Below are 12,015 nucleotides of genomic sequence, written 5' to 3'. Positions count from 1 at the left end.
AAATTACAGTACTAAAACTGATCTTTGTGTTAAACAATTGCAATTATTTGATTTGTGACAGAATTAATCTTTCATTTCGGCCTGAATGACCAAAAGCATTTCATTTGGTCTTTGGGTACCAATATAATATTCCAGTCCGTCACGGTCTGTCAGTACAACTGCATCTTTCCCTGAAGAATAAAAACGAATACTTCCTTTACGGTGCAGGTTATAAACCGGATTATTGAAAAGATAACTGCTGTAAGTATCTTTTCGGACATCGGTAATACTATTTAAATCTATTTTGACCTTTTTGGCTGTCCACAGACCGTCAATGATCATACTTTTATTGTGAATGATAGTTTTATACTGAATCAGAAATAATAAGGCAATAGATATACCAATGATACCAAAACCTACCACAAGAAATAAATCCTGTGTATTATCACGGTCTCTTTCATACACGTATGCGCCAAAACAGAAGGCGGCCATTAGCAACCGGATACATATCCTGATGTAATCCCTGCCTATATATTGTTTCTCCAGAAAAGCGTACTTATTGCCCATTTAATTTAATTTCTGTTCGAATATAGCGACTTTTTTTGTTGTAGCAGTTACTTTATATCGATTGTCCTGACGTAAACCCGCAACCCAGACCACATCGCCATTCCCGTTAATCAGAATTGGAATACTATCTTTTTGGGGCAGAGGTATTTTTTGATCAATAAAGAAATCACTTAATTTCTTATAATTTCTCATGCCTATAGGCATAAAACGATCTCCATCCTGCCATGTTCTGACGATGAGCGGAAAGATCAGCTGATCAGCGTCTATAAATGCTTTCTGAGGATTATTCTCAAAAGCAGGTTCATCGGAATAAGTAATACTAAAAATCTGGCTGCCGAATGGAATTTCTGTATCCGAAAGATGAATAACTTTATTTGTATAAATTTCTTCTTTTCCGGCGACAGTCAGAATCAATTCATCACGGTCTACTGTTAAACGATGACTGGAACTATAAAATGAAGTACCGCTTTGTTTCTCTAAAGAATTCAGAATATCCTCCACTACCGCTTCTGTGAAATTATAAGTTTTCAGCAATTCAAATAAAAGAAGCTGTTGAGGATGCAGTGCTTTAATTTTCTCCAGTGAAAAGTATATCCCCTCTCTTCTTTCGGCACAAATCTCTGTCCTGATACGGGCAACCGTTTGCTGCAAAACTATTTCGGTCTGCGCAAAACGAAGAATATTATGTTCAAAAGTCTGTTCAAGATTGGGATTGATTTCTTTAAGCAGCGGAATTACACCCAACCGCAATTTATTTCTGGCATAGGCAGTGCTTGAATTAGAACTATCTTCTACGAAATCATAATTATTCTCCTGTACGGCTTCATCAATTCCTGCACGCGAAAGAAACAACAATGGTCTGATCAGATAATCTCTTTTAGGCAGAATGCCATGTAAACCTGCAATACCTGTGCCTCTGACCAGATTGAGTAAAACTGTTTCTATGGCATCATCCTGATGATGGGCAACAGCAATATAAGCATAACTTTCCTGTTGTCTGATTTCTTCAAACCAGTGATATCTCAGGTCTCTGGCTGCCATCTGAGTAGACACTTTATGTTCGGCAGCATACGCTTTAGTTGCGAAATGCGTTACATACAGCGGTACCTCCAGCTGAACAGCAAGGGAGCTGACAAAACGTTCATCTCTTTGTGACTCTTCATCCCTAAGTCCAAAATTACAATGTGCTATTCCAAACTTAAAACCAGCTTCCTTAAAAAAATGAGCCATGACAACCGAATCTTTACCTCCGCTAACGGCCAAAAGAATTCGCTGGTCCGGATCGAACAGGGAATTCTGACAGATGTAATCGAGGAAATTCTGCAAAGGTAACATCGTCCAAAATTAGGAGATTTGCTGCTAAAAAGAAGCATAAACAAATTATTAGATAAATTTTAAACAGGCTACCATAATGGTAAGCAAAAAACTAACTTTGTATTGTGCAAAAAATACACGTTTCCGGTAAAATAAATACGTTTTTTAACATTCATGGTGCAGCTATGAATGCATTATACAGTAACCTGACGATCAGGCTTGCAGCAGTATTCCTGTTTTTTATATTTCCATTTTCTCTTTCTGCACAGCATAATACTGTTCAAACTGCGCAGCAGAGGACAAAAATCATTCTGCAAAGTTCAGAAAGGAGTAAAATCATTACTAAAACAGACATTACTTATCTCAGGAAACCGGTATTCAAGCAGGACAATGCAATCCTTACCTGTGACAGTGCTGTTTTTTACACTGCGAAGAATTATTTCGAGGCATTTAACAATGTACACATCAATCAGGCAGATACAATAAATATTTATTCAGACTTTCTTACTTACGATGGAAATTCAAAACAGGCCCACTTAACCAGTAATGTCCGTTTGCTGGACAGAACTTCTGTACTGACGACAAATGTACTGGATTATGCCATGGCGCCTAAAGTTGGCACTTATGTAAGCGGAGGTAAAATTGTCAATAAGGATGCGACGATAACCAGTAAAAACGGATATTATTTTGCGAATAGCAGAGATGCTTATTTTCGCTATAATGTGCTGGTCGTTACTGAGCAGAGTACGATAAAATCTGATACACTAAGATATAATACCTTCTCCAACTGGGCCTATTTTTATGGCCCTACTAATATCAAAGAGAAAGATGGAGGTAATCTGTATACAGAAAACGGGGCATATAATACTAAAACTACTTATGCCTATTTCGGTAAAAACAATCTTTACACTTCAGGCAGCAGATCTCTTAAAGGAGATAGTTTGTATTATGACGGGATTGCAGGATATGGTAAGGCAGTAAGAAATATTGTTTTCAAAGATACCGTTGATAAAATGCTGATGCATGGTCAGCTGGGCTTCTATTTTAAGAAAGATCAGCGAACCCTGGTGACCAAAAATGCCTATGCCGGTATGGGGACAAGTGATTCTATTACGGTCAAAAATGTAAAACGTGCAGATAGTCTGTGGTTAGGGGCAGATACGCTCGAGACACAAATGGTCATGCAAAAGACATTAAAACTGATTAAAGGCCCGGTAATTAAAAAAGATAATGAACTGGGCGAGGAAGATCGTGAGGGTAGCAAAGTAGGCAGTAAAAAGAAAGCAGGTGACACAAAAAAACCTGCAGCTCCGGCTGGTGCGAATGCTAAAAACCCGAAAGCACCTGCCGATGACAAGAAAAACCCTAAAAACGGCATAAAACCTGTTTTAAGTGGCAGGGACAGTCTGAAAAGAGATAGTCTTTTGAAAGCGAAGGTCCCCATAAAAACAATCGATTCCATCATGAAAAAGGCGGAGGAGCTAAAAGTCCCTGAGCAGTTAAAAAAAGCTGTGGATGCTAACAAGCCCGATCTTAAAAAGATAACAGATTCTGTAGGAAAGAAAACCAGCATCCTGAAAGGTGTCGATTCAGTGATTAAAAAGGGGGTTCCTTTGCTGAAAGGCGATAGCCTGAAAACATCTGTTTTAAAGACAGGCCTTCCGCTAAAAATTGATACAGCAAAAATTAAAATTGATACGGCAAAAATTAAAACAGACATTTCAAAAATCAAGACAGATACAGCAAAAGTCAGGTCTGGATTAAAAGCTGTGATCAAAAAAACAGCAAAAGATAGTCTGCCATTTAATCCGGCGGACACTGTCCTTACCAGGATTATTAAAGCATATCACCACGTGAATGTTTTTAAATCGAATATGCAGGCCAAAGCAGATTCTCTTTTTTACACAAGTGCAGATTCAACCTTACGCTGGTATAAGAACCCGATCATCTGGTCTCAGAGTTCACAACAAACAGGTGATACAATTTATCTGCAGCTGAGGAATAAAAAGATAAACTCTGTCCAGGTGATCAGCAAAGCATTCGCAGTCAATGTGGATACTGATTCTGCCAAGTTTAATCAGATTAAGGGTAAAATGATAACTGGTTTTTTTAAAGACGGCTCACTGAAAAGCATGTATGTTGATGGAAATGCAGAAAGTGTCTATTTTACAAAAACTGACGATGGTAAGAAATACGATAAGATGAACCAGACTATCAGCAGCAGGATTAAGGTTAATTTTAAAAATAGTGAGATCGCTGATGTCGTCCCCATCAAAGACGTGGAGGGTGCAACAACACCTGTAGCTGATATTAAACAAGATGTAATTCTAACAGGCTTTATCTGGAAACCGGAATTACGACCGCGTTCCAAAAGGGATATTACCAATCCTAAGGCAATAGCCAAACCCAAAGCACCAGTAAAAACCACAGGCAAGACTCCTGCAAAACCAGGTGTAAAAACACCAGGCAAGCCGGTTGTCAAAGATCAGAAAGATGGGATAATTGATGCCATTAATGATCAGGTTCCTGGTGCAGGGGGCATGATCAGGAAAGCTGCTAAAGATACTGATCCAGCTGTTTTGAAAAAAGCTACTGATTCATTAAACAACACAGTTGATTCACTCAAAAAGAATATCAATCCATTAAAGCTGATCGAAAAAGTACCGCCAAAAATTGCAGACACCATCCAAAAGGTATTGCCTGCATTAATCAAAAAGGCAGATTCTTTAACTAAACAGCCTGTTCCTTTAAAAAAGCAATAAGCTTACGCATAGCGATTGCGCGGTGACTGATTTTATTTTTCTGTTCCATATCCATTTCGGCAAAAGTGATCTCATAACCATCGGGTTGAAAAATAGGATCATAACCAAAGCCGTTAATACCTGAGCTTTCTTCTCTGATGGTACCCTGAATGGTTCCTTCAAAGAGAGATTCCCTGCCATTTTGAATTAAGGAGATGACGGTAATAAAACGTGCAGCCCTGTTCTGCTGACCCTGCATTTTTTGTAAGACCAGGTCAAGGTTTGCTTCATCTCCCCTTCCCCCTGCATAACGGGCAGAGTAGATCCCCGGCTCATTGTTCAGCGCTTCCACTTCCAGTCCGCTGTCATCAGCAAAACAATCGAGGTTAAAGTTTTCTACTACAAAATGACTCTTTAAGCCTGCATTACCAGCAAATGTATCGGCTGTTTCAGGAATATCTGTTGTACAGCCAATATCTTTCAGGTTCAACACTTCGTATTGACCGGCAAGCAGGGTACTGACTTCTTTCGTTTTATTTAGATTATTGGTCGCAAAGACTAATTGTCTGATCATATCGACAGTTTCTTAAGGCTCCCCCACAATGTTTTCTTTCCGGTCTGATCATCAGCAAGCTGATCCAGGTTTGCAGAAAAAATAAGCTGTGCAGTGCCATACATAATAATTTCGTTCACAGGATGTTCCTTCATCCCAAGATTTAGAGAGCTAACGCCAAAAGAGAGGACCAGGTTAAGCTTGAAAAAACTTTGAAGTTCTTCAAAACCCGTATTCTTGTAGGCCGCATAATTCAATAATGCAAAATCATTTGCCGTTAATTGAAGTGCTTTCACAATATTTCTCAGCAATTCTTTGCCTTTGTCTGTACTGACATCATTTTGATCATCGTGTACCAGGATAAGAATATTCTTTTGATTCTTGCCCAGATATTTAAAAACGACAGGTTCGGCGGTTGCAGTTTTGGCCACAGGTTTCGGCTGTTCAGTAACCGGGCTCTCCGTTTGAATAACAGGAATAACGGTTTCTATAACAGGGACCGCAACCTCTGCAACAGTGGCTTTAGTCTCAGCTACAGGAGGTGCTGCAACCTGAATTACAGGAGCAGATTTCGTCTCAGTTTGTATTTCAGAAAGTATGATATCATCACTATTAACCAGGTAAATATCCTCCGTAAAAAATAAACGAAGAGCTTCTGCACTGGTAGTTAACTGTTCACCCATGAATTATGCCTTTTTTGGGAAATAATTTTTGTGTTAAAATTAGTTAAATATCTTATTATAGTGCCTTAATTTATTACTTTTATACCTTAAAAATACCATTTAAACCTTTTGTGAGAAAAATCTGTTTTATTCTTGTTCTCTGTTTTTTCTATTTCAGTACTGTCGCTCAAAGCGTAGCTGTGATCAATGGCAGTCCTGTTAGTCAGAAGGAATTTGTATGGGTATATCAGAAACATCGACCTGAAAATACTAAACCAACGCTGACAGAGTTAATCTCATTTTTAAATATATACATTGATTTTAAGCTTAAAGTTCTGGATGCCAGGGAAGCGGGATTAGATAAAGACAGTACTTATATTTCAGAAACAAAAAATTACGAGAAAGCATTATTGGATTCAGCACCGCCAGAAGCTAAACAAGCAGACTTTTCGCTGGTAACCAAAGAGTTTTGTGAGGCCCTTTTACTTTTCAATATATCTGAGAAGAAAATATGGGATGGGGTTGACAATAATGATAAATTGATACATGAGTACTACAATGCACATATTGAGAATTATTCCTTATCCTATGAAGACAGTAAAGGTGAAGCGGCACAGGATTATCAAAAGCAATTGGAGTGTAATTGGGTAACAGCGTTGCGGAAGAAATATAAAATAACCATCGATCAGAATGTATTAAGCAAACTGATCAGATAATACCGCAGACAAATCATTGAATAATAGTAAATTTGCAAATAAAATATAATTGAAAATAGTATAATGAAGAAAATTTTATTGATAGCAAGCGGATTGCTCTTCTTGTTTTTAAATGTACAGTCCCAAACAAAGAGCGTAGATAAGGTGATTGCGGTATTGGGAAGTGATGTAATCCTGTTATCTGAATTAAATCAACAATACGTCATGTACCTGAATTCAGGAAATCCGGTTGATGAGAAGGTAAAATGTTATATCCTTCAGCAAATGCTGGTTCAACACTTATTAAAGCAACAGGCAAATATTGACTCCGTAATGGTAGACGATAAGCAGGTAGACGATGAGCTGGATAAAAGAATGCGTTACCAGATTCAGCGTGCGGGAGGCCAGGATAAACTGGAAGAATTCCTGAACCGTTCTGTATTACAATATAAAGATGAGCTGAGACCTGACGTAAAAGATCAGTTGCAGGCCAACAAAATGCAGGGGACGATCACTGAGAAAGTGAGCATTACTCCTGTAGAAGTAAAAAAATATTTCGATTCTTATAAAAAAGACAGCTTACCTGATATTCCTGCAGAGTACGAGGTTGGAGAGATTGTCATTAATCCGGAGCTTACTAAATCAGAGAAGCAGCGTTTCTTTGATAAGCTGGATGCAATCAGGCTGCGTGTGAAAAGTGGAGAAGACTTCGGCTTTTTAGCAAAAACGTATTCAGAAGATCCGGGTTCGGCGCCAGAGGGTGGTGATTTAGGTTTCTTTGACCGTACGATGATGGCTAAAGAATTTACAGCCTATGCATTTAAATTAAAGCCGGGAGAACTTTCTCCGGTATTTGAGACAGACTTTGGTTTCCACATTTTACAGGTTGTAGAACGCAGGGGAGAGCAGGTACATGCCCGTCATATTCTGATCCGCCCTCAGACTACCCCACAGAGTTTAGACCGTGCTAAGTTACATGCAGATAGTGTTTACAACAATGTACTTGCCAAGAAACTCAGTTTCTCTGCTGCTGCATCATTATACTCAGCGAGTAAAGAGTCCAAATATAACGGGGGGATGCTTTTATTTGCTGATAACGTAACTGCGAGAACGACATTTATTCCAGCAGACAAACTGGACCCTAAAGTGTTTCTTGTTGTAGATACCATGAAAGTTGGCGAAGTTTCAAGACCAGTACCATTTACAGGAGCAGATGGAAAAGAAGGATACAAGATTATCCTGTTGAAATCTAAGATTCCACCACATAAAGGTAACCTTGAGCAGGATTATACAAAATTCAAGGAAAAGGCTCAGCAACAAAAAATGGATCGTGTAATGAGCGAATGGTTTGAAAAACGCAGAAAAAACACTTACATTAGAATTGATCCTGATTATACCTCATGTGATGAGTTAAAGATCTGGACTAAACCAATGTCGGAAGAAAAAAAATAACTATGCAGTACAATAGCGACAAAGAGGCAGTTGATGCCCTTCATCAATCCTATAAGAACATAAAAAATGAGATTGGTAAAGTCGTTATTGGGCAGGACGAGGCTGTTAAGTCGGTACTCATCTCTATCCTGAGCAGTGGACATTGCTTATTGGTAGGCGTACCCGGACTGGCAAAGACATTACTGGTACAAACAGTAGCAGATGTGCTGGACCTTAATTTTAACAGAATACAATTTACTCCCGATCTGATGCCAGGAGATATTATTGGCTCAGAAATCTTAGGAGAAGACAGGAACTTTAAATTCATCAAAGGTCCTGTCTTCTCTAATATTGTTCTTGCAGATGAGATCAATAGAACCCCTCCAAAAACCCAGGCAGCGCTCCTTGAGGCGATGCAGGAGAAATCCGTTACTGCAGCAGGCCACAAACACATCCTGCCTAAACCCTTTTTCGTTCTCGCTACCCAGAACCCTATTGAACAGGAAGGCACCTATCCACTCCCTGAGGCCCAGCTTGACCGTTTCATGTTTAACGTGCTGCTAACTTACCCAAGCTTCCAGGAAGAGCTTATTATCGTCAAAAACTCAACCGGCAATAACCCTGTTACGTTAAAAAAACTAATTAATGCTGATCAGATTCAGTTCTTCCAGCAATTGATCCGTACGATCCCTGTGACAGATAATGTCCTGGAATACGCCGTAAAGCTCACTGGAAAAACCCGTCCCGGAAGCCCATTGGCTACCGCTGAGGTTAACCAGTATGTAAACTGGGGAGCGGGCCCAAGAGCTTCTCAATTCCTTATTCTGGGTGCAAAATGTCATGCTGCTATCTCTGGTAAATACTCTCCTGACATCGAAGATGTACAGGCAGTCGCAGAGGCTATCCTGCGCCACCGTATCGTAAGAAATTACCGTGCTGAGGCAGAAGGCCTGTCTGTGGAAAAAATCATTAAGAACCTCCTTTAACCTATCTATACCTTACTATTCAGGTAAAGCCCAATATCAGCTATTTGAACTAATTTAGTTATCTATTACATTTGTGTAACAGCGATATTTATATCCGTTAAAAAACAGAATATCAGGCTGGTTAGAACCTAAAAGATGGAAAATCTAAAAAACGGGAAGCAACAAGACGATTCGACTGATCTGCCTTTATCAGATCCAAAAATATTCCTGCCAAATGGCAAACCCATCAGTCTAATCAAAAAATGGGCTTTTTACCTCCTTTTTTTGTTAATAGCATCCCTCTTCACCTTAATACGTATACATAACCTCCATGAATTTACCCTCTTTGAGAGTATTAACCTATCCATTCTCGTGCTGATTGTGTGCACTAATAAAGCCCCCATCAGTGTAAGTATTTCAACTCTCACTAAAACATTAGTTTATACTTATACAAATAGCTGGGCGCAAACAAAATACACTACCGTTGAATTAGACCAAGCGGGAGGCGCTTATAAATACGATGTTAGCAAAACCGGGGGAGCGTGGAAGCTCGTCCTCTACAACGACAATATTTTTAAAAACAGAATCTCTATCCGGGCAAGCACTGCGAATGGTTACAGCGAGGAGCAATTAGATGAAATCGTGAGGTTAATACATCAATGTAAATAAAGGTTACTTCGTCAAAGGTTTTTCCATTTTGCTTCGTCAAAAGCGTATCTAACCTTTCTTCCTAGCCATCCAACCTCCAAATGAAGAGCCAATTGTCCATTTTATTCATCATTTGGATTTCCTGCCCAATCGTGCTAAACAATTTAACAGTTAGACTTCGAAAAAAAAAGCTGTTGTTGTTTTTCTGACATCAGGGCCCTCGCAGAGGGAACGTCCGTCAGAAAAACAACAACAGCTTTTTTTTTCAGTTTAGACTATAGAATTGGAAGCACTATTTTTTCGGCAATTCCAACTGCTGGAATAGATTAGGAAAATCGGTGATGATACCATCGACCCCCAGCCCCACCATATACTCCATATCTTTCAAACTATTCACTGTCCACGGTACAATTTTCACCCCTGCGGCGTGACACTTATCCACCAGCCCTTTCCCTACCAGCACTGCATACGGGCTATAAAACGTCGGGTTAAACCCTAAATCTTTAATATTATTTTCAAAATCTTCCTTCTCATCGATCATCAGGGCCGTTCTCACTTTTGGATATTTATCATGTACATATTGCAGACATCTGATATCAAAAGCTTGTATAACCGTCCTTTTGTTCATCTTCTTTTTCTCCACTACATCCATCACCAGCTGAGAAAACTCCGCAGGTTCGGGATGAAATTCAAGATCTCCTTTTCTGATTGTTTTAATCTCAATTGCATAATTAGGTTTAGGCAGCTTATGTAATTTAACATAGGCTTCCACAGAATCAATCACTTCACTTAGCAAAGGCTTATATGCTTTAATTTTCTGTTGACCGGGAAAACGCTTATGTACCTTACTTCCCACATCAAACTTACGGATCTGGTCATAATCCATCTCATACATATTATATTTCTTCTCATCTTTCAAAGGAATTTCCTTTCCATCCGGGGTAAGACTGATTTCATTATTAAAATAAGGTTCATGGGAAAGCACGACCTGTTTATCTTTAGAGATCACGACATTCATCCCTAAAGTTGTTACCCCAAGATCCAGGGCTCTGAGCATCCCACCAATCGTATTTTCGGGCATTAACCCCCTTGCCCCTCTTTGTCCCTGTTTATCAAATGTCTGCGCATAACCTTGCAGGCTCAACAAAAATGCAATTCCTAACAGTAAGTGTTTCTTCATATTTCTTCTCTTTAAGGGGCCGTTTACTTTCATTATCATTTAAACAGCTCCTGATCATTTAACGGTTAAACCACATTTATGATATAATTCATTTAAGTTCTGTCAGTGGTTCAGTCATCACAGTACCTTGTAATTGATTTTTTACCACTGCGTAAATACTAACTGCTGAAAATCCAGTAATAAAAAAAAGGGTTTCTTAGTATCAGTTTAAAATCTAAACCTTACTAAGAAACCCTTTTTTTTCGGAAATAAGAGCCTGTTTAAATTTAGATGATAAAATTTTTTATAGTTTATTTTTAAGCGAAACAAGTTCTATTTCTTTCTGGTAGCCTTCCTACCTGAAATGAATAGAACGAAGTTGCAGCTAAAAAGAAGCATAAACAAATTATCAGATGAATTTTAAACAGGCTCTAAGAAACCTAACGTTCTGCAGGCGTGTATATCTGCTGAATCAGGTTCCAGTTATAATCAGGCTGACGCTCATAGATAAAAACATAATTAAAGCTTTCTCTTAAATCTGTTCTGTAATCAATCGTCGCTATCCCGTAAGTATAAGCCAGATCACCGCCCAGTGCTTTATCGGCACCTACAGTTCTGATGCTCATTTTACTCACCATACTATTATAGAAAGCAATAATCTTATCTTTTCCTATAACCGGTTCATAACCAGGAAAGATAACTCTTGCATCAGGGTTCAGGAATCCGCCATAAGCAGCAATTCCATAAGATTTCAAAGTTGCATCCAGTGTTTTTTCTGTTGTCAGGATAATATCTTTACCAGCAGCAACTTGTTTTGGACCACTAAATTTTGGTTTAAAGTAATCTTTAGGCTCCACAAAATGCGTAGTTACAGGCTGTAAAGGTTTATGGTGTTCAGCACCCAAATCCAAAACAAGTTCCCATCTGCCATTAATTGCTTTCCATACAGAAAGATACTCACCATAAGATTTTGTCTCTCCATTTAAGGTATAACCACCAGAAGTAAAGCCCCAGTCGCCACTGCGCGAAACTCTTGCATATGAAGGCTCCCAGCTCAGATTTTTATCATCAGGCTGACTGGCGTAAAATGTCTTTGCATCTACCGGATTAGGTCTGAATACCAATGCCCCATTTGCCGTATAAGCATTGAATGCAGATTTAACACCGTCCTTTGCAGCCTTCGCTGCAAATTCCTGTTCCGCTTTCACTAATGAGCCCGTACTTCCATCTGTATTTTGAGCGAATGCGCCTAAAGTACAGGTTGCAGCCATTAGCGTGCAGATAATTTTATTGATCATGTT

11 protein-coding genes are annotated in these 12,015 nt (G+C 39.0%); 5 read left to right on the top strand and 6 right to left on the bottom strand.

What is annotated here, in order from left to right; genetic code table 11:
- Positions 1-63: 63 nt before the first annotated feature.
- Together HDE68_RS09015 and tilS are read right to left on the bottom strand one after the other, a co-directional pair.
- Positions 64-546, bottom strand: coding sequence for a hypothetical protein (locus HDE68_RS09015; protein WP_183881085.1), 483 nt, complete (start codon positions 544-546; stop codon positions 64-66).
- Complete coding sequence (gene tilS, locus HDE68_RS09010) at positions 547-1,881, bottom strand: tRNA lysidine(34) synthetase TilS (RefSeq protein WP_183881083.1); 1,335 nt, start codon at positions 1,879-1,881, stop codon at positions 547-549.
- A 104-nt stretch (positions 1,882-1,985) separates the two neighbouring features.
- Here tilS and HDE68_RS09005 point away from each other — a divergent pair, with 104 nt between their 5' ends.
- On the top strand, positions 1,986-4,622 hold the full coding sequence (locus HDE68_RS09005; RefSeq protein ID WP_317617692.1) for an OstA-like protein: 2,637 nt from the start codon (positions 1,986-1,988) through the stop codon (positions 4,620-4,622).
- On the opposite strand, the gene rdgB is transcribed toward HDE68_RS09005, so the two are convergent.
- Together rdgB and HDE68_RS08995 are read right to left on the bottom strand one after the other, a co-directional pair.
- On the bottom strand, positions 4,591-5,175 hold the full coding sequence (gene rdgB, locus HDE68_RS09000) for an RdgB/HAM1 family non-canonical purine NTP pyrophosphatase (RefSeq protein WP_183881081.1): 585 nt from the start codon (positions 5,173-5,175) through the stop codon (positions 4,591-4,593). The genes HDE68_RS09005 and rdgB overlap by 32 nt on opposite strands.
- The gene (locus HDE68_RS08995; protein ID WP_183881079.1) at positions 5,172-5,837 is read right to left on the bottom strand and encodes a hypothetical protein; all 666 of its coding nucleotides are present in this window, start codon (positions 5,835-5,837) and stop codon (positions 5,172-5,174) included. The genes rdgB and HDE68_RS08995 overlap by 4 nt, the downstream gene beginning before the upstream one ends.
- Positions 5,838-5,947: 110 nt before the next feature.
- Between HDE68_RS08995 and HDE68_RS08990 the strand changes: the two genes are divergently transcribed.
- From HDE68_RS08990 to HDE68_RS08975, 4 genes are all read left to right on the top strand, one after another.
- Entirely contained in the window at positions 5,948-6,532 is a 585-nt protein-coding gene (locus HDE68_RS08990) for a hypothetical protein (RefSeq protein WP_183881078.1), read from the top strand.
- Positions 6,533-6,595: 63 nt separating this feature from the next.
- Complete coding sequence (locus tag HDE68_RS08985; RefSeq protein ID WP_183881076.1) at positions 6,596-7,963, top strand: peptidylprolyl isomerase; 1,368 nt, start codon at positions 6,596-6,598, stop codon at positions 7,961-7,963.
- A 2-nt stretch (positions 7,964-7,965) separates the two neighbouring features.
- Positions 7,966-8,928 carry an AAA family ATPase gene (locus HDE68_RS08980; protein WP_183881072.1) on the top strand — a complete coding sequence of 321 codons (963 nt, stop codon included), beginning with the start codon at positions 7,966-7,968 and terminating at the stop codon, positions 8,926-8,928.
- 135 nt (positions 8,929-9,063) lie between these two features.
- Positions 9,064-9,576 (top strand): hypothetical protein, encoded by a 513-nt coding sequence (locus HDE68_RS08975; RefSeq protein WP_183881070.1) that lies wholly within the window; start codon positions 9,064-9,066, stop codon positions 9,574-9,576.
- A 271-nt stretch (positions 9,577-9,847) separates the two neighbouring features.
- Here HDE68_RS08975 and HDE68_RS08970 read toward each other — a convergent pair whose 3' ends face one another.
- A complete protein-coding gene (locus HDE68_RS08970) occupies positions 9,848-10,735 on the bottom strand; it encodes a glycerophosphodiester phosphodiesterase family protein (RefSeq protein ID WP_183881068.1) in 888 nt (295 codons plus the stop codon).
- Positions 10,736-11,154: 419 nt separating this feature from the next.
- Entirely contained in the window at positions 11,155-12,012 is an 858-nt protein-coding gene (locus HDE68_RS08965; RefSeq protein WP_183881066.1) for a nuclear transport factor 2 family protein, read from the bottom strand.
- Positions 12,013-12,015 lie beyond the last annotated feature (3 nt).

The organism is Pedobacter cryoconitis, assembly GCF_014200605.1.
GTDB classification, from domain to species: domain Bacteria; phylum Bacteroidota; class Bacteroidia; order Sphingobacteriales; family Sphingobacteriaceae; genus Pedobacter; species Pedobacter cryoconitis_B.
The sequence above is the reverse complement of the archived record's forward strand: the minus strand, read 5'-3'. Positions and strand labels throughout refer to the sequence as shown.